Consider the following 24076-nt stretch of genomic DNA (forward strand, 5'->3'; position numbering starts at 1 on the left):
AGCGCCACCGGGCAACGCATTATTTCACTGCGTTACGCATCACCACTTCCGCCTCTGCCGCTTTCACCTTGCGCGACCAGACGGACGTTAAAATCGGCACCAGAATCGAGGTGACAATCACCGAGGTCGCCACCAGCGCGGTTGCGGCCGGCGCCATCGGTTTAAAGTCCGGCACCATTTCGGCGATCAGCACCGGCGTTGCCACTGCCGCGCCCGCAGAACTGGAGGCCGCCAGCCCTGCTGTACCATCGCCGCCGCCAATCAGTTTATCGGCGATAATCAGCGGAATGCCGGTAATCACAATCACCGCCAGCCCCAGCAAAATCCCCAACAAACCGGTCTGCGCAATCACGCTTAAATCAATCGTGTTACCCAAGGCGAAAGCAAAGAACGGGATCAGCGTCTGCACCGCTTTACTGAAAAATTCCCGCAATTCCGCATCCAGATTACCCAGCGCGAATCCGACCAGAAAAGGCAGCACCGCGCCGACAAATACATGCGGCTCGAACGAGGCGATTCCCGCGGTGCCGAGGATAATCATCGTCATCAGCGGGCCGGATTCCAGCGACATCAACACGAACGCACCGGCTTCCTCTTTGGTGCCGTACTGCTGCATGATTGACGCATACAGCCCGCCGTTCGTCATATCCATCGATGCCACCAGCGCCAGCGTCGATAACCCGGCAAAAAAACCCACCTCCACACCGTGTTCAGGAATCAACCGTGAGGCCACGGCCGCCACCACCCAGGCAATCGCAATTTTAGTCACTACCAGCGTGCCGGATTTACGCAACACCGTGCCGGTGGCGCTCAGTTTGATGGAAGCGCCCATACAGAAAAACCATACCGCCAGAATCGGCACCGTACCGGTAATCATACCGTTAGTGAATGAGCCAAAGTACTTTCCCGCACCGGGCGCAAAAGTATGGCAGAGAGCGCCGATGAACAAAGGAACCAGCATCATCCCGCCAGGGATTTTTTCGATTGCACGCTTGATTTGCATATCTTCACCTGTCAAAAAACGTCCGATTTTTTGAGCGCTGAACCGCTATGTTTGCGGGACAACAGCAGCGCGGATGAAGAGAGGGTAGACCGGGTTTGGCAGGAGAAAAGTGATCAAACAATCATAACAAAACAATATTTCATTATTTTCAGATCAACGTTCCTTTTAACTTTCCGCGTTAGAAATGGCATAAAAAAACCCCGACGGCCAGGCCTGACGGGGTTTTGACTCACGCTAGCGCGAGAGGGAAAGTAAACTTATTTTTTCGCCGCGAAACGAGCCGCTGCTTCGTCCCAGTTCACCACGTTCCAGAACTCTTTGATGTAGTCCGGGCGGCGGTTCTGGAATTTCAGGTAGTAAGCGTGTTCCCACACATCCAGGCCCAGGATCGGGAAACCGGACGCGCCAGAGATCGCTTCACCCATCAGCGGGGAATCCTGGTTAGCGGTAGAAACCACCGCCAGTTTGTCGCCTTTCAGCACCAGCCAGGCCCAACCGGAACCAAAACGCGTGGCGGCTGCTTTTTCGAATTCAGCTTTGAAGTTGTCTACGGAACCGAAATCACGCTCGATAGCCGCTTTCAGATCGCCCTGCAGGGTGGTGCCTTTTTTCAGGCCTTTCCAGAACAGGCTGTGGTTAGCGTGACCACCTGCGTTATTACGCAGAACGGTTTTTTTGTCTGCCGGCAGTTGATCCAGTTTGGTGATCAGTTCTTCAGCTGACAGGCTGGCGAACTCCGGCAGGCTTTCCAGCGCGGCATTCGCGTTATTTACGTAAGTCTGGTGATGTTTAGTGTGATGGATTTCCATCGTCTGCTTGTCGAAATGAGGCTCAAGGGCATCATACGCGTACGGCAGAGCGGGCAGTGTATAGCTCATTTTCATCTCCATTATTGTCTGGCGGCATATATGTTAATGCCGCGTAAGCAGTCGGATCATTATAGTTAATTAAATGATATTGAAAATGTTTATCAATGCCGTAGTTTTAATAAGGTTATAACTTTTGGTTATGTTATTGAAATTGTGAAGCTGCTCACCTCCATCACGTGCTCATTGCCAGCTCGTCACCTATCGCGGCAAACGCCTCAAGGTTAATCTCCTGACTGATTTTTACACTCATCAGGTCGGCTGCTCGTATCCCGACGATAAAAACAAAGAGGATGAGAAAATGAGTAACGCGATTACGATGGGTATTCTTTGGCATTTGATAGGTGCGGCCAGTGCAGCCTGTTTCTATGCCCCGTTCAAGAAGGTTAAAAATTGGTCCTGGGAGACCATGTGGTCAATCGGCGGCATCGTCTCCTGGTTGATTCTTCCCTGGACCATCAGTGCGCTGTTACTGCCTGATTTTTGGGCCTATTACAGCTCATTCAGCGCTTCCACCCTGCTACCAGTCTTTCTCTTCGGCGCAATGTGGGGCATCGGGAACATCAACTACGGCCTCACCATGCGCTACCTCGGCATGTCGATGGGCATTGGCATCGCTATCGGCATTACGCTGATTGTCGGTACGCTTATGACGCCAATTATCAACGGTAATTTTGACGTTCTGATCAACACCGATGGCGGTCGAATGACGCTGCTCGGCGTGCTGGTTGCGCTGATAGGCGTCGGAATTGTGACCCGCGCAGGCCAGTTGAAAGAGCGCAAAATGGGCATTAAAGCCGAAGAGTTCAACCTGAAAAAAGGGCTGACGCTGGCGGTGATGTGCGGCGTATTTTCCGCCGGTATGTCCTTTGCCATGAACGCCGCCAAACCGATGCACGAAGCCGCTGCGGCGCTGGGCATCGATCCGCTCTACACCGCCTTGCCAAGTTATGTGGTGATCATGGGCGGCGGCGCGCTGATTAACCTCGGCTTCTGCTTCATTCGGCTGGCAAAACTGAAAAACCTGTCGGTAAAAGCCGACTTCTCGCTGGCAAAACCGCTGATCATCAGCAATATCCTGCTTTCAGCGCTGGGCGGTTTGATGTGGTATCTGCAATTCTTCTTCTACGCCTGGGGCCATGCCCGCATTCCGGCGCAGTACGACTACATCAGTTGGATGCTGCACATGAGCTTCTACGTGCTGTGCGGCGGCATTGTCGGGCTGATCCTGAAAGAGTGGAAGAATGCGGGTCGCCAGCCGGTGAGCGTGCTGAGCCTTGGTTGCGTGGTGATCATTGTTGCCGCCAATATCGTCGGCCTCGGCATGGCGAACTAATCAGGCAGCAACCCGGCTACGATGACGCCACTGACCTGGCGTCATCCCCACTTCCCGGCTAAACACCACCGAAAAGTAGTTACTGTCCTCAAACCCGCACTGCATGGCAATTTCGCCGATCATCTGCTCGGAATGTTGAAGCAAATACTGCGCATGGCAGATGCGCAACTGGCGCAGATAGTGGTTGATGGTCATCCCGGTCTGGCTGCGGAATTGCTGGCGCAGCGCACGCTCGCTGCACTGTTCCTGCTCGCAAAACTGCTCCAGCGCAAAGCTGCGATTCAGGCTGCCGGAGAGCGCGGTAATCAGCTTATCAAGCAGCGTCTCACTGTGCGTCGCGGCAAGGTTATCGGCAGCAAAACGGTGGCGTTTGAGCGTCATCACCAGTTGGGCAAACAGCGTTTCTGCCATCATATTCGCCAGCGGATCGGCTTTGGCGCTCTCATGCTCCAGCTGCGCAATCACCTGCCGCGCCTGCGCCATGCCGGTGCTGCCAATCCGCCAGTGCGGCGCGCCGGCCGGGCCGTTAAGGCCGGGAATATGCGCTGCCCAATCAAGATTGAGCGTCAATCGATCCGGGCAGTAGATAATATTTTGCAGCACCAGATCGTTAACCGAAGCGTAAGAGTGGCAATCTTCGGCGCGAATATAAAACAGGTCGCCGCGCGTGATGCGGTAAGGACGGTCATTCAGCACATGCAGGCCGTTGCCGCGCCACACCAGCACCAGTTCGCAAAATTCATGGGTGTGTTCAGCAAAGACATTTTGCGGATAGCGATCGGCCACCGCGACCGCTTGTCCGGCACGGGGAAAGAAATCCGCTTTGCGAAGAATCAGTTGGCCTGCCACACACTCACCTCTGCCTTGAACAACCTGAAATTATTAGCGGATCTTCGGCGACAAATCGGTGACAGCCTTCGCGTTACTGAAGCTGCGTATCGCGCCCCTGGCGGATATCGCGGGGCGACCAGTTGAATTCCCGGCGAAACAGGGTGGAGAAGTGATTGCTGTCGCCAAACCCGCAACGGAAAGCGATATCGGTAACGCTCTCGTCGCTGTGACGCAACATATGCCGCGCTTTGGTCAGCCTTAACCGGTTGAGATAACGCTGCGGCGTCAGGCCCGTAGAATGCTTCAACTGGCGATGCAGTGTGCGCAAAGAGAGCGTGAACTGGTCGGCCAGCGTTTCCCAACAGACATCCTCGGCGAAATGATCTTCCAGCCATAACATCAGTTGATTGAGGCGGGCATCGCTGCTGACGGCACCCTCCTGCTGGCTCCCTTTACGCAGCATCACCAGCAGTTGCATAAACAGGATCTCGCGGTTCGCAATACCGTGGGTATCCATTTCGGGATCCAGTTTTTCCATCTGCCCGATAATCTCCCGTACCTGCGCCAGCGTCTGCTGGCTCACCCGCCAGTGCGATGGGTAGTGACCATCCTGCTCCTGCGGCAGTAGCTGGTGCAAACCGGCAAGGAACTGGAAAGCCTCCGGTGAACGGTACAACACATTGGTCAGGCACAGGTTATCGGTATGCTCATATAAGTGCCGATCATGGTCGCGGACAAAACAGACGGTGCCGCCGCTGATAGTGAAAGGCTGACCATTAAAAACGTGGATCCCGGTGCCGTGTTCAACGATCACAATTTCATGAAAATCATGATGATGTTCAGGGAAAGCCGCCTGGGGAAGCCGGGGTTCAATGGCAACAGGTGATTGACCTGCCGGGAAAAAATCCACGCTATGAAGTACGGTCATGATTGCCCCACTAATGAGAAACTTTCTCAAAATAGTAATTAAGGGTTATCAACCTCACCTTAAATTTTCGACAGCTTTTCGCGCATAGCCTGCCGTTTTTTCAAGAAACGACCGGAAAGATCAGGAAATGTGGCAACGGTCACAATGGCTTAAATCCCCGCCATTACTGGAAACTGTGAACTTTCTCACGTTCACCTTTGCTTCCTTGCCAGCGGCAATTGGCGGCTGTCAGTAGCAAGAAGGTACGCCTTACCCCTCTTTTTTAGACTGTCTGCAATGACTCTAAGAAGGACCCAATCATGACTTTTCGCCACTGTGTCGCAGTTGATTTAGGCGCCTCAAGCGGACGTGTCATGCTGGCGCGTTATGACAGCCAGCAGCGCATCCTTTCGCTTCGCGAAATCCACCGTTTTAGTAACTGTCTGCAAAAAGTGGACGGCTTTGATTGCTGGGATATCGACAGCCTGGAAAACGAAATTCGCTGCGGCCTGCTGAAGGTTTGCGAAGAAGGCATTCAGCCCGACAGCATCGGCATCGATACCTGGGGCGTCGATTACATTCTGATTAACCGCGAAGGCCAGCGCGTCGGTCTGCCGATTGCTTACCGCGACGATCGCACCGATGGCGTAATGCAGCGTGCGCTGCAGAATCCCGGCAAAGCCGATATCTATCGCCGCAGCGGCATCCAGTTTTTACCCTTCAACACGCTGTATCAGTTACGTGCGCTGACGGAACAACAGCCGGAGCTGCTTGACCAGGTCGCGCATGCGCTGCTGATCCCCGATTACTTTAGCTACCGTCTGACCGGCCAATTGAACTGGGAATACACCAATGCCACTACCACGCAACTGGTCAATATCAACACCGATAACTGGGACGATTCGTTGCTGGCGTGGGCGGGCGTTCCGGCCAGTTGGTTTGGCACGGCCACACATCCCGGCAATGTGATTGGTCACTGGATCTGCCCGCAGGGCAACGCGATTCCGGTGGTCGCCGTCGCCAGCCACGATACCGCCAGCGCGGTAATCGCCTCGCCGCTGGCGGATAAAGACGCAGCTTATTTGTCCTCCGGCACCTGGTCATTAATGGGCTTTGAGAGCAAAACCCCTTACACCAGCGATGACGCGCTGGCGGCGAATATCACCAACGAAGGCGGCGCGGAAGGGCGCTACCGCGTGCTGAAAAACATTATGGGGTTGTGGCTGCTGCAACGGGTGCTTAAAGAACAGCAGGTCAGCGATCTGCCCGCGCTGATTGCCGCCACCGAACAGCTTGCGCCCTGCCGCTTTGTTATCAACCCGAATGACGATCGTTTTATCAACCCGCAGAACATGAGCGCCGAACTTCAGGCCACCTGCCGGGAAGCGGGTCAGCCTGTGCCGCAAAACGCTGCCGAACTGGCGCGCTGCATCTTCGACAGCCTTGCCCTGCTGTATGCCGACATCCTTGCCGAACTGGCCTTTCTGCGCGGTAAACCCTTCAACCGCCTGCATATCGTCGGTGGCGGTTGCCAGAACCAGTTACTGAATCAGCTCTGCGCCGACGCCTGCGGGCTGCCGGTGGTGGCCGGTCCGGTGGAAGCCTCCACGCTCGGCAACATCGGCATTCAGCTTATGACGCTGGATGAACTGAGCAACGTCGATGATTTCCGTCAGGTGGTGGCGAGCAACCACAACCTGATCACTTTTACCCCTAATCCTGACCATGAAATCGCCCGTTACGTCGCGCGCTTTCAGCAAAAACGACAGACAAAGGAGCTTTGCGCATGACCACTCAACTTGAACACGCCTGGGAAATTGCCAAACAGCGCTTCGCCGCTGTGGGGATTGATGTCGAGGAGGCGCTGCGCCAGCTCGATCGCCTGCCGGTTTCCATGCACTGCTGGCAGGGCGATGACGTAGCCGGTTTTGAAAACCCGCAAGGCAGCCTGACGGGCGGTATCCAGGCCACCGGCAACTACCCAGGCAAAGCGCGCAACGCCAGCGAACTGCGCGCCGATCTGGAGCAGGCGCTGAGCCTGATCCCCGGCCCGAAACGCCTTAACCTGCACGCCATTTACCTCGAAGCCGACGGCCCGGTTGGCCGCGATGAGATCAAACCGGAACACTTCACGAATTGGGTGCAGTGGGCGAAAACGAACAAACTGGGGCTGGATTTTAACCCTTCCTGCTTCTCGCACCCGCTGAGCGCAGACGGTTTTACCCTCTCCCACGCTAACGATGAGATCCGCCAGTTCTGGATTGATCACGTCAAAGCCAGCCGTCGCGTATCGGCCTGGTTCGGCGAACAACTCGGCACACCGTCGGTAATGAATATCTGGATCCCGGACGGCATGAAAGATGTCACCGTTGACCGCCTGGCACCGCGCCAGCGCCTGCTCAATGCGCTGGACGAAGCGCTCAGCGAAAAACTCAACCCGGCGCACCATATCGACGCCGTCGAAAGCAAGCTGTTCGGGATTGGCGCAGAGAGCTACACCGTTGGCTCCAACGAGTTTTACATGGGCTATGCCACCAGCCGCCAGACCGCGCTGTGCCTCGATGCCGGTCACTTCCACCCGACAGAGGTGATCTCCGACAAAATCTCCGCCGCCATGCTTTATGTGCCGCGCCTGCTGCTGCACGTCAGCCGCCCGGTGCGCTGGGACAGCGATCACGTGGTGCTGCTGGATGACGAAACCCAGGCCATCGCCAGCGAGATCGTGCGCCACCAGCTGTTTGACCGTGTGCACATCGGTCTCGACTTCTTCGACGCCTCGATCAACCGCATTGCCGCGTGGGTCATCGGTACCCGCAATATGAAAAAAGCCCTGCTGCGCGCGTTGCTGGAGCCGGTTGAAACGCTGCGCAAACTGGAAGCCGACGGCGACTACACCGCCCGCCTGGCGCTGCTGGAAGAGCAGAAATCCCTGCCGTGGCAGGCCGTATGGGAGATGTATTGCCAGCGCCATGACACGCCAGCCAGCAGCCAGTGGCTGGACAGCGTGCGGGCATATGAAAAAGAGATTTTGAGTACACGTCGTTAACCGGAAGCCAGGGTGCGGGCCGGATAAGCGCAGCGCCATCCGGCAAGCAACGTTATTAAGAAAAAATGCCGGATGGCGAGGCCATCGCAGCTTATCCGGCCTACGTGAGACCCGAGAGATGTCGGGCACTAAACAGGACAGAAAGACTATGCAGACCATTATTAATTCCTGGTTCGTCCAGGGGATGATCAAAGCCACCTCCGATGCCTGGCTGAAGGGCTGGGACGAACGTAACGGCGGCAACCTGACGCTGCGCCTGGATGATACGGATATCGCGCCGTATGAAGCCGACTTCCACCAGAAACCGCGCTATATCGCGCTCAGCCAGCCGATGCCGCTGCTGGCGAACACGCCGTTTATTGTCACCGGCTCCGGCAAATTCTTCCGCAACGTGCAGCTCGATCCGGCGGCGAACTTAGGCGTGGTGAAAGTGGACAGCGATGGCGCGGGCTACCACATTCTGTGGGGATTGACGTCTGAAGCGGTACCGACCTCGGAACTGCCCGCTCACTTCCTGTCGCACTGCCAGCGCATACAGGTCACCGGCGGAAAAGATCGCGTGATCATGCACTGCCACGCCACCAACCTGATAGCACTCACTTATGTGCTGGAAAACACGTCCGATCTGATGACCCGCAAACTGTGGGAAGGCAGCACCGAATGTCTGGTGGTGTTCCCGGATGGCGTTGGCATTCTGCCGTGGATGGTGCCCGGCACCGATGAAATCGGCCAGGCGACCGCTGAAGAAATGCAGAAACATTCGCTGGTGCTGTGGCCATTCCACGGCGTTTTCGGCAGCGGCCCGACGCTCGACGAAACCTTTGGCCTGATTGACACCGCCGAGAAGTCGGCGGAGGTGCTGGTGAAAATCTATTCCATGGGCGGAATGAAGCAAACCATTAGTCAGCAACAACTGATTGCGCTGGGCAAACGCTTTGGCGTCACCCCGCTGCAATCGGCGCTGGATTTGTACAAATAACAACATCGCGCCCCGCACAAAGACGGGGCGAACTCTGTCACCTGCAAAACAACTCTTCCCTGAGGATTTCGCGGTGCGCTGCAACGCGAAAGACGACGGGAATCTAACTCGTGGAGTAAAAGCAATGAAAACAAAAGCTAGCTTGATCCTCACCGTGGCCCTCATGGCGTTGTCCGGTTCCGCTGTCGCTGAAGTAAAAATCGCCCTCGTGGCGAAATCTTTAGGCAATGGCTTTTTTGAAGCAGCAAATACCGGCGCGCAGGAGGCGGCCAAAGAGTTAGGCGATGTCAAAGTGATCTATACCGGCCCGACCACCACCACGGCCGAAGCGCAGATCGAAGTGCTGAATGGCTTGATCGCCCAGGGGGTGGATGCGATCGCCATTTCAGCCAACGATCCGGACGCCGTGGTGCCGGTGCTGAAAAAAGCGATGCAGCGCGGCATCAAAGTGGTTTCATGGGATTCCGGCGTGGCGAAAGCGGGCCGCCAGATCCACCTGAATCCTTCCAATAATGCGCTGATCGGCGAAACCAACGTCAAACTCGCCGCCGATGCGCTGAAAGCGCTGAATGTGGATAAAGGCGACGTTGCCATCCTCAGCGCCACACCGACCTCCACTAACCAGAACATCTGGATTGCGGAGATGAAAAAAGTGCTGCCGAAATACCCGTCCGTCAATCTGGTGACCGTCGCCTATGGCGATGACTTATCGGATAAAAGTTACCGCGAAGCGGTCGGTTTGCTGAAGTCGTACCCCGATCTGAAAGTGATCGTATCGCCGTCGTCAGTCGGCATTGTCGCCGCGGCGCAGGCGGTAAAAGACCAGGGCAAGATCGGCAAAGTGTATGTCACCGGTCTCGGCCTGCCGTCTGAAATGGCAGGTGCGATTAAATCCGGCGCCAGCAAAAGTTTCGCCATCTGGAACCCGATCGATCTCGGTTATGCCGCCACATATCTGGCGGATGATTTAGTGAAAGGCACGGCGACCAAAGAGGAAGCCAGCATGGGCAAACTGGGCAAAGTGAAGCTCGATGCTGACGGCAGCGGCGCGATGGCGGAGCCGTTTGTCTACGATGCCAGCAACATTGATAAGTTCTCGAAGATTTTCTGAACACTTACCTGCCCTTTCCCGGCGGGAAAGGGCAAAAACTGGAGAACGATCATGACGGCATCCACCCCTCTGCTGTCGCTTAAGGGCATCACCAAGGTTTTCCCCGGTGTGCGTGCTCTTGAGAATGTGCAGCTTGATCTCTGGCCCGGCAAAGTCACCGCCTTGATCGGTGAAAACGGCGCAGGAAAATCGACGCTGGTCAAAGTGATGACCGGCATTTATCAACCGGACGAAGGTGAAATTCTCTATAAAGCGATCCCTATTGCGCTGCCGACGCCGGAATCCGCCCATAAAGTGGGGATCACCGCTATTCATCAGGAGACGGTTCTGTTTGATGAACTGTCAGTGACCGAGAACATTTTTGTCGGCCAGTATCTGTATAAAGGGCTGCTGAAAAAACTCGACTGGCCTGCCATGCACCAGCAGGCGCGGGATATTCTTGCCCGGCTGGAAGTGCAAATCGATCCGCGCGCCACGCTGAAAACCCTGAGCATCGCCCAGCGCCATATGGTGGCGATTGCCCGCGCGCTCTCTTTTGACGCGCAGGTGGTGATTCTGGACGAACCCACGGCCGCGCTTTCGCAGCATGAGATCCTGGAGTTTTACCAAATCGTCGAACGCCTGAAACAGGAAGGCAAAGCGATCCTGTTTATCTCGCACAAGTTCGATGAAATCTTTGAACTGGCCGATCACTACACCATTTTGCGCGACGGCGTTTATGTTGATTCCGGCGCGATAAAGGCGATCACCGAAGAGCGCATGGTGGCGATGATGGTTGGCCGCACCCTCAATCAGAGCTGGCCGAAAGTGGCCTGCGAACCGGGTGAAACGGTGCTGGAAGTGCGCGATCTGTGTCATCCCACCGAGTTTGCCCATATCAACTTTTCCCTGCGAAAAGGCGAGATCCTCGGCTTTTACGGCCTGGTTGGCGCCGGGCGCACCGAACTGATGCAGGCGCTTTCCGGCGTTTCACGCCCCTCATCCGGCGAGATCATCCTCAACGGCAAATCCGTGCAGTTCCGCCAGCCAGCGGATGCCATTCAGGCCGGTATTGTCTGCGTGCCGGAAGAGCGGCAAAAGCAGGGGGCGATTATCGAGCTGTCGATTGCCCAGAACATCAGCCTGCCGCAGCTCAGCAAGCTGAACCGCAACGGCGTGCTGAATGAGGCGAAAGAGTGGGCGCTGGCCGATGAGTACGCGCGCCGTTTGCAGGTGAAAGCCTTTAGCTGGAGACAGGCAGTAGAGACGCTCTCTGGCGGCAATCAACAAAAAGTGGTGATCGGTAAATGGCTCGCCACCCAGCCGGAGGTGATCATCCTCGACGAACCGACCAAAGGGATCGATATCGGTTCAAAAGCGGCGGTGCACCAGTTTATGTCGGAACTGGTGGCGCACGGGCTGGCGGTGATTATGGTCTCCTCCGAACTACCGGAAGTGATGGGCATGGCCGATCGGCTGATTGTGATGCACGAAGGGCTGATGGTAGCCGAATACAAGGCCGGTGAAGCCACGGCGGAAACCATTGTCAGCGCGGCCAGCGGCGCCGGGAAGGAGGCAGCATAATGTGGCAACAACTGCTTAAACACCGCGAAGCGCTGCTCGGCGGTGTGATTGTGCTGCTGGTGCTGAGTATCGGCAGCCGCGTGCCGTCGTTTATCAGCCCCGGCAATCTGGTGGAGATGTTCAACGATACCGCCATTCTGATCATTCTTGCGCTCGGGCAGATGATGGTGCTGCTGACCAAAGGCATCGATCTGTCGATGGCGGCAAACCTCGCGCTGACCGGGATGATTGTCGCGCTGATCAACTTCCATCACCCGGATGTTCCGGTCTGGTCGTTGCTGCTGCTGGCCACGCTGCTCGGTCTGCTGATGGGCATGATCAATGGCCTGCTGGTATGGAAACTGGGTATTCCGGCGATTGTGGTGACGCTCGGCACCATGAGCATCTACCGCGGCATTATCTTCTTACTTTCCGGCGGCGGCTGGGTGAACTCCAACCAGATGGGCGCCGATTTTCTCGGCCTGCCGCGCGCGTCGGTGCTGGGTTTACCGGTGCTGAGCTGGTGCGCTATCGCGGGACTACTGCTGGTGGGGTATTTCCTGCGTTACAGCCGTACCGGGCGGGCGCTCTATACCGCAGGCGGCAACGCGACGGCGGCATATTACACCGGAATTAACGCCGGGAAGATGCAGTTTGTCAGCTTCTGCCTCTCCGGCGCGCTGGCGGGCTTTTGCGGCTATTTGTGGATCTCGCGCTTTGCCGTGGCGTATGTCGATGTGGCTAACGGTTTTGAGCTGCAGGTGGTGGCAGCCTGTGTGATTGGTGGCATCAGCACCATGGGTGGCACCGGGCGCGTGCTCGGCTGTCTGTTCGGTGCGCTGTTTCTCGGTGTGATTAATAACGCGCTGCCGGTCATCGGTATTTCTCCCTTCTGGCAGATGGCGATCTCCGGCACGGTGATTGTCATTGCGGTTCTGCTGAATGAACGCGCCAACAAGCGTAAAGGCCGCTTAATCCTGCGCGATGCGGCGCTGGCTCGACAAAAACAGGCGGTGAAATCATGAGCAAAATATTGACTTCCGATGCCGTGAAAAACGCGCCAGCCACCACAAATTTCCTCCAGCGTCTGCTGTGTTGGGAAGGTTTTTTGCTGGCCGTGACCCTGGCGGTATTTGTGGCGAATGCCATCGCGTCACCCTACTTCCTCAATATCTGGAACCTCTCTGACGCGACATTCAACTTTACCGAAAAAGCGATCATCGTCCTGCCGATGGCGATGCTGATCATCGCCCGCGAGATCGATTTATCTGTCGCCGCCAACATGGCGCTTAGCTCCACGGTAATGGGGTTTTGCGCGCAGGCAGGAATGGATACGCCGCTGCTGGTCGCAGTGGGCCTTGGCGTCGGGCTGCTGTGCGGATTGTTCAACGGCATTCTCGTCACCCGATTCAACCTGTCATCGATTGTGATCACCATCGGCACCATGAGTCTCTATCGCGGCATCACTTACATCCTGCTTGGCGATCAGGCACTGAACCGCTGGCCGGAGAGCTTCGCGTGGTTTGGCCAGGGCTATGTCTGGGGCGCACTGTCGTTTGAGTTTGCCCTGTTTATCGTGCTGGCCGCTGTGTTTGCGTTCCTGCTCCACAAAACCAACTTTGGCCGCCGCACCTACGCGATAGGCAACAACCCGACCGGTGCGTGGTATTCCGGCATCAATGTGAAGCGTCACAACCTGATCCTCTTTGCCCTGGTCGGATTGATGGCGGGGCTGGCGTCGGTACTGCTGACATCACGCCTTGGCAGTACGCGTCCGACGCTGGCGCTCGGCTGGGAGCTTTCCGTGGTGACGATGGCGGTATTAGGCGGCGTCAATATTCTCGGCGGCTCCGGCAGCATGGTCGGCGTCATCATTGCTGCCTTCCTGATGGGGCTGGTGACCTTCGGCCTGAGCCTGCTCAACGTACCGGGCATTGTGATGTCGATTATTGTCGGCGCGATGCTGATTGTGGTGATTTCGCTGCCGATCATTACCCGCCGCGTGATGCAGCGCAGGCGTATGTAAACCGGCGTTGATTGCCGGATGGCGGCTGACAAAACCGCGCCGCAGATAAATGCAGCGCCAGCGGACAAAAGAATTCCCCCGGCGACATGGAGTATTGCCGCCGGAAAAATCACAGCAAATTAAGGAGAGTCACGATGAGCTTTATGTTAGCCCTACCTAAAATCAGCCTGCATGGCGCAGGCGCAATCGGCGATATGGTCAATCTGGTGGCGAACAAACAGTGGGGTAAAGCGCTGATTGTCACCGATGGGCAACTGGTAAAACTGGGCCTGCTGGACAGTCTGTTTGCTGCGCTGAAAGCGCATAACATGGCGTATCACCTGTTTGATGACGTGTTCCCGAACCCGACGGAAGAACTGGTGCAAAAAGGGTATGCCGCATACCAGAATGCCGCCTGTGATTACATCATTGCCTTCGGCGGCGGCAGCCCGATCGACACCGCCAAAGCGGTGAAAATCCTTACCGCCAACCCGGGGCCGTCCACTGCGTATTCTGGCGTCGGCAAAGTGAAAAACCCCGGCGTGCCGCTGGTGGCGATCAATACCACAGCCGGAACCGCAGCGGAAATGACCAGTAATGCCGTGATCATCGACTCAGCGCGACAGGTCAAAGAGGTGATTATCGACCCCAACATTATCCCGGATATCGCCGTTGATGATGCCAGCGTGATGCTGGAAATCCCCGCATCGGTAACAGCCGCCACCGGCATGGATGCGCTGACGCACGCGGTAGAAGCCTATGTTTCTGTCGGCGCGCATCCGTTAACCGACGCCAACGCGCTGGAAGCGATTCGCCTGATCAATCTGTGGCTGCCGAAAGCGGTGGATGACGGGCATAACCTCGAAGCGCGTGAGCAGATGGCTTATGGCCAGTATCTTGCCGGGATGGCGTTTAACAGCGCCGGTCTTGGCCTGGTGCATGCGCTGGCGCATCAACCGGGCGCAACGCACAACCTGCCGCACGGCGTATGCAATGCCATCCTGCTGCCGATCATCGAAAACTTTAATCGCCCGAATGCTGTTACCCGTTTCGCCCGCGTTGCGCAGGCAATGGGCGTCGATACCAAAGGGATGAGCGATGAAGCCGCCAGTATGGAGGCGATCAACGCCATTCGCGCGCTCAGTACGCGCGTGGGCATTCCTTCCGGTTTCAGCAAACTGGGCGTGACCAAAGCGGATATCGAAGGCTGGCTGGACAAAGCGCTGGCCGATCCGTGCGCGCCGTGCAACCCGCGAACCGCCAGCCGCGATGAAGTCCGCGAGCTGTATCTGGAGGCGTTATGATCCGTAAAGCCTTTGTGATGCAGGTCAATCCTGAGGCCCATGAAGAGTATGAACGTCGCCATAATCCCATCTGGCCGGAGCTGGAAGCGGCGCTGAAAGAGGGTGGCGCGCACCATTACGCCATTTATCTCGATAAAGCGCGTAACCTGCTGTTTGCCACGGTGGAAATTGAGTCTGAAGAGCGCTGGAACGCGGTCGCCCGCACCGAAGTTTGCCAGCGCTGGTGGAAATATATGCGCGACGTGATGCCCGCCAACCCGGATAACAGCCCGGTCAGCGCGGAGCTGAAAGAAGTGTTTTACCTGGCCTGACGTGATCCATCCCCTTCATAAACGAAGGGGATGGCAAGATTAATTCTGTTCCGCCACTAAAATCGCCTGCGTATCCGGTTCCAACGCTTTAAAAATATGTTCCTGATCCGCCGGATAGCAGATGTAATCCCCTTCCCCTAACTCTTCCGGCGCTTCCGTTAACCCCACCAGCGCACGCCCCTGCGTCACAATAATATGCTCGACAGAACCCTGCGGATGAGGATGTGAAATACGATCGGCGCCCGGTTGCGTCAGCAGCAGGTAGATATCGCGTCGTGCACCTGGCGGGCAGGCAGCCAGTAAAATCGCCTGATAGTTCGCCTGTTCAGCAATCACTTTGGTGCCTTCGCCGCGGCGAATTACCTGTGTTTTCGGGCTTTGTGGTTCCAGCAGGCGGGCAAAGGGAATATCCAGCGCCACGCACAGCGCCCACAATGTTTCCAGGCTGGGATTGCCATTCCCGGCTTCCAGTTGTGACAGCGTGGATTTGGCGATCCCGGCACGGCGGGCAATTTCAGCCAGCGAAAGCCCGGTTCGCTGACGCTCGCGCACCAGACTTTTGGCTATGATGCTAATTGGTTGTGTCATACCCGACCCCAAACGTTCATTTAAACGAACGAATCGTTCTTATTGAAAAACGATCCTGATGTGTTCATTATAATGGATAAACGTTCGATATGGCTAAAATGAGATGTTTACACAACACTTCGCATCGCTAAAAGGCGATACCATCAAAGCAATATTCCTTGTTTGCCTGGCGGTCGGCGTCGTCGGCGTCTCCTACGGATCGCTGGCGATGGCTTACGGCTTTCCACTGTGGGTGCCGCTTGCGCTCTCCACGCTGGTACTGGCGGGCGCCAGCGAGTTTATGTTTATCGGGATTGTCGCCAGCGGCGGTAATCCGTTGGCCGCCGCCATTGCCGGATTGCTGGTTAATGCCCGCCATATACCTTTTGGCGTCACGGTGCGTGAACTGGTCGGTCAGCGCGCGGCGGGATTTCTCGGCTGCCACATTATGAATGACGAAAGCGTGGTGTTCGGTTTGTCGCAACCCACGCCGGAACAGCGTAAAGCTGCTTACTGGTTGTGCGGATTGGGCGTCGCGCTGCTGTGGCCTGCGGGTGTACTGGTCGGCGCGGCAGTTGGCACACTGTTACCCGCGCCGGAAACCATCGGGCTCGACGCAGTATTCCCGGCGATCCTGCTGGCGCTGGTGTTACCGGCGCTGAAAAAACGCACCACGCTTATCCGCGCTTCCAGCGGCGCTCTGTTATCGCTGGCAACCGTTCCCTTCGCTCCGGTTGGCTTACCGGTGCTGCTCTCTTTACTGGGTTTACTGACGAGGAAGAAATAATGGTCAGCGTTTCCTTAATTATCGGCGGCATCGCGGTTCTTTCCGTTGGCACGTATTTGATGCGCTTCGGCGGCGCAAAACTCGGCAGCAGGCTGGCGCTCTCAGAGCACTCACAGGCACTACTTTCCGATGCGGCAACGACGCTGTTGTTCGCGGTCGCGCTGGCGGCCATGCTCTACGAAGGGGATCATTTTGCCGGAATGGCACGTGTGCTGGGCGTGCTGTTTGCCCTTTTCCTGGCCTGGCGAAAGATGCCGCTCATTGTGGTGATCATCTCGGCGGCTGTGGTGACGGCGCTGTTGCGCCTGGCGGGTATGCATTAAAAAAAAAGCGCCCGCAGGCGCTCTTTCGACAGTAGTGCAATTTATTTGGTCAGCTCGGCAGTCATATGAACCTGGTTGCCGTTGTAAGCTTCGGTAATGTGGTAAGAAGAAGCGCCTGCCTGCTGAGCCTGAGCGGCGATTTGTGCTTCTGCACCGCTGAGAGTGGTGTCAGTTACGCTTACAGACTGAGCAGCGAAAGAACCGAAAGAAGCAGACAGAGCGATAACAGCGACAAAAGTTTTGATGCTTTTCATGATATAAACCCTTTCATTAATTTGTTGGAGTGAGGCACCGTGCCTCGATGAAATAAATACTAGACCTGTTCACTCACAACAAAAAGCGGAAGGATTTGTTCTCATTTGTCAAAATTATTGATTAACAATTAAACGCTGCGGATGAGTATAGATCGTCGCTCTGCCCGGCTTACAAAAACCAACCAGCGTCAGGTTGCAGCGTTCCGCCACTTCCACAGCCAGCGTTGTCGCCGCCGATACCGCAAACAGAATTTCAACGCCGCACATCGCCGATTTTTGCACCATTTCATAGCTGGCGCGGCTGGACACCAGCACCGCACCGTGTTTCCACGTTTCACCTTCGCGCGCGCGATGACCAAGCAGCTTATCCAGCGCGACATGACGCCCTACATCTTCATGGCCGCCCGCCAGTTCGCCGGATGGCAACATCCACGCCGCCGCATGCGTACAACCGGTTAACTGCCCGACAGGCTGAAAATCGGTTAAATGCGCCAGCCCGTTATCCAGTAACGCCAAATCAAAGCGCTGTGTGAACGGCAGCGGTGCTATCGGCTTGCCGATATCGTTGAGCTGCTCCACGCCGCACACGCCGCAGCCGGTTCGCCCGGCCAGCGCGCGCCGCCGCTCTTTTAGCCCCATAAAACGGCGGCTGGAGAGTTCGATTTGCACTTCGAGGCCGTTACAGGAAGGCACCACATCCATGCCGTAAATTTCCGCCGGGTTTTCGATAATCCCTTCGGATAACGAAAAGCCAATCGCAAACCATTCGAGATCTTTTGGCGAGGCCATCATCACCACATGGGAAATCCCGTTGTAGACCAGCGCGACAGGAACTTCTTCCGCCAGCATATCCGGCTGTGTCTGCTGTAAATCGGTGCGTTTCCACAGGGAAACCTCACGGGCTCCTGTGATTGATGTTGCATTTTCGTGCTTTTTAGGGTGCAAATCGTTCACTTTGTCTTAACCGTTATCAAACAAGCGTACCAACTATATGGTATTCTTTGCGTATATCCCTTGGGGGAAAGAGGGAATAGCAGCCATTCTGAGGAACTTACCGCAGAATTGGCCTACCCACATTGTAGTAATCTTCGTTGCTAATCCCCCCAGGATGAGGGATTACCAGCAATTCTGAACCTTTGCGAAAATCACCGCAAAGAAAAAACGATAAGAGTAATGTCGAACCAGGAGCAAACCATGCAGGTCAGCAGAAGGCAGTTCTTTAAGATCTGCGCTGGCGGTATGGCAGGAACAACGGCTGCGGCATTGGGCTTTGCCCCCAATATCGCGCTTGCGGAAACACGGCAGTATAAGCTGCTGCGTACCCGTGAAACCCGTAATACCTGCACATATTGTTCCGTCGGCTGTGGGCTGTTGATGTACAGCCTCGGCGACGGTGCCAAGAACGCCAAAGCGTCAATCTTTCATATCGAGGGTGACCCGGATCATCCGGTAAACCGTGGCGCGCTGTGCCCGAAAGGCGCAGGTCTGGTGGATTTCATCCACTCGGAAAGCCGCCTGAAATACCCGGAATACCGTGCGCCAGGCTCCGATAAATGGCAGCGCATCACGTGGGATGATGCGTTTGACCGCATCGCGAAGCTGATTAAAGCCGACCGCGACGCCAACTTTATCGCGCAAAATGCCGCAGGCACCACCGTCAACCGCTGGCTGAGCACCGGTATGCTGTGCGCATCCGCGTCCAGCAATGAAACTGGCTATTTAACGCAAAAATTTACCCGCGCACTCGGCATGTTAGCCGTCGACAACCAGGCGCGTGTCTGACACGGACCAACGGTAGCAAGTCTTGCTCCAACATTTGGTCGCGGTGCGATGACCAACCACTGGGTCGACATCAAGAACGCCAACCTTATCATTGTGATGGGTGGGAATGCGGCTGAAGCACATCCGGTGGGATTCCGCTGGGCGATGGAAGCCAAGATCCATAATGGCGCGAAGCTGATTGTTATCGATCCGCGCTTTACGCGTACCGCCTCTGTTGCGGATTTCTATACGCCGATTCGTTCCGGTACTGACATTGCCTTCCTGTCAGGCGTGTTGCTGTACCTGATGACCAACGAAAAATATAACCGCGAATATACCGAGGCCTATACCAACGCCAGCCTGATCGTGCGGGAAGATTATGGTTTCGAAGATGGCCTGTTCACCGGCTATGACGCGGATAAACGTAAATACGACAAAACCAGCTGGAACTACGAACTGGATGAGAAAGGTTTCGCCAAACGCGATACCACGCTCACCCATCCGCGCTGCGTGTGGAACCTGCTGAAACAGCACGTCTCCCGCTATACGCCGGACGTGGTTGAAAACATCTGCGGGACGCCAAAAGCGGATTTCCTGAAGGTGTGCGAATACATCGCCGAAACCAGCGTCCATGATAAAACTGCCTCGTTCCTCTATGCGCTGGGCTGGACACAGCACTCTGTCGGCGCGCAGAACATTCGCACCATGGCGATGATCCAGTTGCTGCTGGGGAACATGGGAATGGCTGGCGGCGGCGTAAACGCCCTGCGCGGTCACTCCAACATTCAGGGGCTGACGGACCTTGGCTTGCTGTCACAAAGCCTGCCGGGCTATATGACGCTGCCGAGTGAGAAACAGGCCGATCTCCAGACCTACCTTGCCGCCAACACGCCGAAACCGTTGCTGGAAGGCCAGGTGAACTACTGGGGTAATTACCCGAAATTCTTCGTTTCGATGATGAAAGCCTTCTTTGGCGACAAAGCCACAGCGGAAAATAGCTGGGGCTTTGACTGGCTGCCGAAGTGGGACAAAAGTTACGACGTTCTGCAGTACTTCGACATGATGTACAAAGGCCAGGTGAACGGCTATCTGTGCCAGGGCTTTAACCCGGTGGCCTCGTTCCCGAACAAGAACAAGGTCGTGGCATCGCTGTCGAAACTGAAGTTCCTGGTGACCATCGATCCGCTGAACACCGAAACCTCGACCTTCTGGCAAAACCACGGCGAGTCGAACGATGTCGATCCAGCGAAAATCCAGACCGAAGTGTTCCGCCTGCCTTCAACCTGCTTCGCCGAAGAGAACGGTTCGATCGTGAACTCCGGCCGCTGGTTGCAATGGCACTGGAAAGGCGCTGACGGCCCGGGCGAAGCAGTGACCGATGGCGAGATCCTCGCCGGTATCTTTACACGTCTGCGTAAGTTGTATGCCGAAGAGGGCGGTGTGTGCCCGGAACCGGTGCTGAATATGACCTGGAACTACTCCACCCCGAACGAACCGGCATCGGAAGAAGTGGCGATGGAGAGCAACGGTAAAGCACTGGCAGACATTATCGACCCGGCAACGGGCGCAGTGATCGTCAAAAAAGGCCAGCAGCTTAGCTCGTTTGCTCAACTGCGCGATGACGGCACCACCTCCAGTGGTTGCTGGATCTTCGCCGGTAGCTGGACGCCGGATGGCAACCAGATGGCACGTCGCGATAACGCCGATCCGTCAGGCCTTGGCAATACGCTGGGCTGGGCGTGGGCATGGCCGCTTAACCGCCGCATTCTTTACAACCGTGCTTCGGCCGATCCGCAGGGTAAACCGTGGGATCCGAAGCGTCAGTTGCTGAAGTGGGACGGTGCGAAGTGGGGCGGCGTGGATATTCCGGACTACAGCACTGCCGCGCCAGGCAGCAATGTTGGGCCGTTTATCATGCAGCCGGAAGGGATGGGTCGCCTGTTTGCTATCGATAAGATGGCAGAAGGGCCGTTCCCGGAACACTACGAGCCGTTTGAAACGCCGCTGGGCACTAACCCGCTGCACCCGAACGTCGTATCCAACCCGGCAGCCCGCGTCTTTAAAGACGATATGGAAGCCATGGGTAAAGCGGATAAATTCCCGTATGTCGGCACCACTTACCGTCTGACCGAGCACTTCCACTACTGGACCAAGCACGCGCTGCTTAACGCTATCGCGCAGCCGGAACAGTTTGTGGAGATCGGTGAGAAGCTGGCGGGCAAACTGGGCATCGTTCAGGGTGATACGGTTCGTGTCTCCTCCAACCGTGGCTATATCAAAGCCAAAGCGGTGGTGACCAAGCGTATCCGCACGCTGAAAGTGAACGGCAAAGATGTCGATACCATCGGTATTCCTATTCACTGGGGTTATGAAGGTGTGGCGAAGAAAGGCTTTATCGCCAATACGTTAACGCCGTTCGTCGGCGATGCGAACACCCAAACGCCGGAGTTCAAGGCGTTCCTGGTGAATGTGGAAAAGGTGTAACGGAGACGACTTATGGCTTATCAATCGCAAGACATCATCCGTCGTTCCGCAACTAACGGCTTCACGCCCGCGCCACAGGCGCGGGATCACCAGCAGGAAGTGGCGAAACTTATCGACGTCACCACCTGTATTGGCTGTAAAGCCTGTCAGGTGGCCTGTTCCGAGTGGAACGACATCCGTGATGAAGTGGGACATAACGTCGGGGTGTATGACAACCCGGCGGATCTGACCGCGAAATCCTGGACAGTTATGCGCTTCTCGGAAGTGGAACAGAACGACAAACTGGAGTGGCTGATCCGTAAAGATGGCTGCATGCACTGCGCCGATCCTGGCTGCCTGAAAGCATGTCCGTCAGAAGGGGCTATCATTCAGTATGCCAACGGCATTGTCGACTTCCAGTCTGAGCAGTGCATCGGTTGCGGTTACTGCATCGCCGGTTGCCCGTTCGATGTACCGCGTCTGAACCCGGAAGACAACCGCGTCTACAAATGTACGCTGTGCGTCGACCGTGTCACCGTGGGCCAGGAACCGGCATGCGTGAAAACCTGCCCGACCGGCGCTATCCACTTTGGCTCCAAAGAGGATATGAAAACCCTCGCTGGCGAACGCGTCGCGGAGCTGAAAACCCGCGGTTATGATAACGCCGGGCTGTACGATCCGGCGGGCGTTGGCGGAACACATGTGATGTACGTGCTGCATCACGCCGACAAGCCGAATCTGTATCACGGCCTGCCGGAGAATCCGCAGATCAGCGAAACCGTGAAGTTCTGGAAAGGCATCTGGAAACCGCTTGCGGCGGTCGGCTTTGCAGCGACCTTCGCAGCCAGCATCTTCCACTATGTCGGTGTCGGTCCGAACCGTGCAGAAGAGGAAGACGATAACCTGCATGAAGAGAAAGACGAGGTGCGCAAATGAAAAAACGTGACACCATCGTGCGCTACACGGCACCGGAGCGCATTAACCACTGGGTCACCGCCTTCTGCTTCGTGCTGGCGGCGGTGAGCGGGCTGGGGTTTTTCTTCCCCTCCTTCAACTGGTTAATGGGGATTCTCGGTACGCCGCAGCTGGCGCGCATTCTCCATCCGTTCGTCGGCGTGGTGATGTTTGCGTCGTTTATCATCATGTTTTTCCGCTACTGGCACCATAACCTCATCACCAGGGATGATATCTTTTGGGCGAAGAATATTCGTAAGATTGTCGTCAATGAGGAAGTAGGCGACACCGGGCGATATAACTTCGGTCAGAAATGCGTCTTCTGGGCGGCGATTATTTTCCTGGTGTTGCTACTGGTAAGCGGCGTGGTTATCTGGCGCCCTTACTTCGCGCCAGCGTTCCCTATTCCGCTAATCCGATTAGCGCTGATGGTGCATTCATTTGCCGCAGTCGCGTTAATTGTGGTTATTATGGTGCATATTTACGCCGCCCTGTGGGTTAAAGGCACCATAACCGCAATGGTGGAAGGCTGGGTCACCAGTACGTGGGCGAAGAAACATCACCCGCGCTGGTACCGGGAAGTTCGCAAGACAACGGAAAAATCGACTGAATGAGTATTCGCATAATCCCGCAAGATGAGCTGGAGAAGAGCGATAAACGCACGGCGGAAGTTATTCCGCCGTTATTATTCCCCAGACTGAAAAATCTCTACAACCGCCGCGCAGAGCGTCTGCGCGAACTTGCAGAGAGTAACCCGCTGGGTGATTACCTGCGTTTTGCTGCGCTTATCGCCCATGCCCAGGAAGTGGTGCTGTACGACCACCCCTTGCAAATCGACCTGACAGCGCGCATTAAAGAAGCCGCTGAAGAGGGTAAACCGCCGCTCGATATTCACGTGCTGCCGCGTGATACGCACTGGCACAAGCTGCTGCATTCGCTCATCGCCGAGCTGAAGCCGGAGATGAGTGGCCCGGCGCTGGCGGTCATTGAGAACCTTGAAAAGGCCTCCGCGCAGGAGCTGGAAGCGATGGCCAGCGCGCTATTTGCTGCTGATTTCGCCGCGGTGAGCAGCGATAAATCGCCGTTTATCTGGGCTGCGCTGTCGCTCTACTGGGCGCAAATGGCCAGCCTGATCCCAGGGAAAGCCCGTGCTGAATATGGTGAACAACGCCAGTTCTGCCCGGTTTGCGGCGCTATGCCGGTTTCCAGCGTGGTACATATCGGCACAACGCAGGGGCTGCGTTACCTGCACTGCAATCTGTGCGAAACCGAATGGCACGTGGTGCGCGTCAAATGTAGCAACTGCGAGCAGACCCGCGATCTGCACTACTGGTCGCTGGATAATGAGCAGGCAGCCATTAAAGCCGAAAGCTGCGGCGACTGCGGCACTTACCTGAAGATCCTGTACCAGGAAAAAGACCCGAACGTCGAACCGGTGGCCGATGATTTAGCTTCGCTGGTGCTCGATGCCCGCATGGAGCAGGAAGGTTTCGCCCGTAGCTCCATCAACCCGTTCCTCTTCCCGGGCGAAGGGGAATAATCCTGACAGGTCGCGGTAAGCTGAGCTTACCCGGCCCGCCATTGTTTCCATATCAGTTTTGCTATTCTGCCCCTGTCCCAATGTAGCGCTCCCCACCGTGATGCATCGCAAACGTTAATGATTTCAGCACATTTCGCAGTACAACATACCGCCACTTTCGGCAAAAACAAGCGGGTTCAAAAGCTA

The 24076-nt window shown here is 56.1% G+C and carries 23 protein-coding genes; 16 read left to right on the forward strand and 7 right to left on the reverse strand.

The window, feature by feature from the left end; all coding sequences use genetic code 11:
- Positions 1–19: 19 nt before the first annotated feature.
- Positions 20–1003 (reverse strand): 2-keto-3-deoxygluconate transporter, encoded by a 984-nt coding sequence (gene kdgT, locus AWR26_RS25210; RefSeq protein ID WP_074922638.1) that lies wholly within the window; start codon positions 1001–1003, stop codon positions 20–22.
- A gap of 257 nt (positions 1004–1260) precedes the next feature.
- Complete coding sequence (gene sodA, locus AWR26_RS25215; protein WP_007369297.1) at positions 1261–1881, reverse strand: superoxide dismutase [Mn]; 621 nt, start codon at positions 1879–1881, stop codon at positions 1261–1263.
- 289 nt (positions 1882–2170) lie between these two features.
- On the opposite strand from sodA, the gene rhaT reads away from it, so the two are divergent.
- A complete protein-coding gene (gene rhaT, locus AWR26_RS25220; protein ID WP_074780187.1) occupies positions 2171–3205 on the forward strand; it encodes an L-rhamnose/proton symporter RhaT in 1035 nt (344 codons plus the stop codon).
- Here the strand turns inward: rhaT and rhaR are convergent, their stop codons facing one another.
- The gene (gene rhaR / locus AWR26_RS25225) at positions 3206–4054 is read right to left on the reverse strand and encodes an HTH-type transcriptional activator RhaR (RefSeq protein ID WP_074922635.1); all 849 of its coding nucleotides are present in this window, start codon (positions 4052–4054) and stop codon (positions 3206–3208) included. It abuts the gene before it with no gap.
- Positions 4055–4127: 73 nt separating this feature from the next.
- Complete coding sequence (rhaS, locus tag AWR26_RS25230; protein WP_043955944.1) at positions 4128–4964, reverse strand: HTH-type transcriptional activator RhaS; 837 nt, start codon at positions 4962–4964, stop codon at positions 4128–4130.
- 299 nt (positions 4965–5263) lie between these two features.
- On the opposite strand from rhaS (AWR26_RS25230), the gene rhaB reads away from it, so the two are divergent.
- The 9 genes from rhaB to rhaM all read left to right on the forward strand — a co-directional run bounded on the left by rhaB (position 5264) and on the right by rhaM (position 15241).
- Complete coding sequence (gene rhaB / locus AWR26_RS25235; protein WP_074922634.1) at positions 5264–6733, forward strand: rhamnulokinase; 1470 nt, start codon at positions 5264–5266, stop codon at positions 6731–6733.
- Entirely contained in the window at positions 6730–7989 is a 1260-nt protein-coding gene (rhaA, locus tag AWR26_RS25240) for an L-rhamnose isomerase (RefSeq protein WP_074922632.1), read from the forward strand. Before rhaB ends, rhaA begins: the two co-directional genes overlap by 4 nt.
- Positions 7990–8137: 148 nt before the next feature.
- The gene (rhaD, locus tag AWR26_RS25245; protein WP_074922630.1) at positions 8138–8968 is read left to right on the forward strand and encodes a rhamnulose-1-phosphate aldolase; all 831 of its coding nucleotides are present in this window, start codon (positions 8138–8140) and stop codon (positions 8966–8968) included.
- Positions 8969–9092: 124 nt separating this feature from the next.
- Entirely contained in the window at positions 9093–10079 is a 987-nt protein-coding gene (gene rhaS / locus AWR26_RS25250; RefSeq protein ID WP_043955948.1) for a rhamnose ABC transporter substrate-binding protein, read from the forward strand.
- A gap of 51 nt (positions 10080–10130) precedes the next feature.
- A complete protein-coding gene (locus AWR26_RS25255) occupies positions 10131–11642 on the forward strand; it encodes a sugar ABC transporter ATP-binding protein (protein WP_074922629.1) in 1512 nt (503 codons plus the stop codon).
- Positions 11642–12646, forward strand: a complete 1005-nt coding sequence (locus AWR26_RS25260) for an ABC transporter permease (protein ID WP_074922627.1) — start codon at positions 11642–11644, stop codon at positions 12644–12646. The genes AWR26_RS25255 and AWR26_RS25260 overlap by 1 nt, the downstream gene beginning before the upstream one ends.
- A complete protein-coding gene (locus AWR26_RS25265; RefSeq protein WP_074922626.1) occupies positions 12643–13647 on the forward strand; it encodes an ABC transporter permease in 1005 nt (334 codons plus the stop codon). The genes AWR26_RS25260 and AWR26_RS25265 overlap by 4 nt, the downstream gene beginning before the upstream one ends.
- 134 nt (positions 13648–13781) lie before the next feature.
- The gene (gene fucO / locus AWR26_RS25270; RefSeq protein ID WP_043955952.1) at positions 13782–14930 is read left to right on the forward strand and encodes a lactaldehyde reductase; all 1149 of its coding nucleotides are present in this window, start codon (positions 13782–13784) and stop codon (positions 14928–14930) included.
- Positions 14927–15241 carry an L-rhamnose mutarotase gene (gene rhaM, locus AWR26_RS25275; protein WP_074922619.1) on the forward strand — a complete coding sequence of 105 codons (315 nt, stop codon included), beginning with the start codon at positions 14927–14929 and terminating at the stop codon, positions 15239–15241. Before fucO ends, rhaM begins: the two co-directional genes overlap by 4 nt.
- 39 nt (positions 15242–15280) lie before the next feature.
- On the opposite strand, the gene AWR26_RS25280 is transcribed toward rhaM, so the two are convergent.
- Positions 15281–15829: a helix-turn-helix domain-containing protein gene (locus AWR26_RS25280; RefSeq protein ID WP_074922617.1), complete on the reverse strand. Its 549-nt coding sequence runs from the start codon at positions 15827–15829 to the stop codon at positions 15281–15283.
- 103 nt (positions 15830–15932) lie between these two features.
- Between AWR26_RS25280 and AWR26_RS25285 the strand changes: the two genes are divergently transcribed.
- Together AWR26_RS25285 and AWR26_RS25290 are read left to right on the forward strand one after the other, a co-directional pair.
- Positions 15933–16595: an AzlC family ABC transporter permease gene (locus AWR26_RS25285; RefSeq protein WP_007369318.1), complete on the forward strand. Its 663-nt coding sequence runs from the start codon at positions 15933–15935 to the stop codon at positions 16593–16595.
- Complete coding sequence (locus tag AWR26_RS25290) at positions 16595–16918, forward strand: AzlD domain-containing protein (protein ID WP_074922615.1); 324 nt, start codon at positions 16595–16597, stop codon at positions 16916–16918. The genes AWR26_RS25285 and AWR26_RS25290 overlap by 1 nt, the downstream gene beginning before the upstream one ends.
- 41 nt (positions 16919–16959) lie before the next feature.
- Here the strand turns inward: AWR26_RS25290 and AWR26_RS25295 are convergent, their stop codons facing one another.
- Both AWR26_RS25295 and fdhD read right to left on the reverse strand, forming a co-directional pair.
- The gene (locus AWR26_RS25295; protein ID WP_007369320.1) at positions 16960–17172 is read right to left on the reverse strand and encodes a YdgH/BhsA/McbA-like domain containing protein; all 213 of its coding nucleotides are present in this window, start codon (positions 17170–17172) and stop codon (positions 16960–16962) included.
- A 114-nt stretch (positions 17173–17286) separates the two neighbouring features.
- Complete coding sequence (gene fdhD / locus AWR26_RS25300; RefSeq protein ID WP_074922613.1) at positions 17287–18126, reverse strand: formate dehydrogenase accessory sulfurtransferase FdhD; 840 nt, start codon at positions 18124–18126, stop codon at positions 17287–17289.
- Positions 18127–18366: 240 nt separating this feature from the next.
- Between fdhD and fdnG the strand changes: the two genes are divergently transcribed.
- From fdnG to fdhE, 4 genes are read left to right on the forward strand one after another with little or no spacing between them, the layout of a single operon-like run.
- The gene (gene fdnG, locus AWR26_RS25305; RefSeq protein WP_139227971.1) at positions 18367–21417 is read left to right on the forward strand and encodes a formate dehydrogenase-N subunit alpha; all 3051 of its coding nucleotides are present in this window, start codon (positions 18367–18369) and stop codon (positions 21415–21417) included.
- Positions 21418–21429: 12 nt separating this feature from the next.
- A complete protein-coding gene (fdxH, locus tag AWR26_RS25310; RefSeq protein ID WP_043955956.1) occupies positions 21430–22332 on the forward strand; it encodes a formate dehydrogenase subunit beta in 903 nt (300 codons plus the stop codon).
- Positions 22329–22964, forward strand: coding sequence for a formate dehydrogenase cytochrome b556 subunit (gene fdoI, locus AWR26_RS25315; protein ID WP_074922609.1), 636 nt, complete (start codon positions 22329–22331; stop codon positions 22962–22964). Before fdxH ends, fdoI begins: the two co-directional genes overlap by 4 nt.
- Positions 22961–23890: a formate dehydrogenase accessory protein FdhE gene (gene fdhE / locus AWR26_RS25320; RefSeq protein WP_074922607.1), complete on the forward strand. Its 930-nt coding sequence runs from the start codon at positions 22961–22963 to the stop codon at positions 23888–23890. Before fdoI ends, fdhE begins: the two co-directional genes overlap by 4 nt.
- Positions 23891–24076 lie beyond the last annotated feature (186 nt).

The organism is Kosakonia oryzae (assembly GCF_001658025.2).
Lineage (GTDB): Bacteria > Pseudomonadota > Gammaproteobacteria > Enterobacterales > Enterobacteriaceae > Kosakonia > Kosakonia oryzae.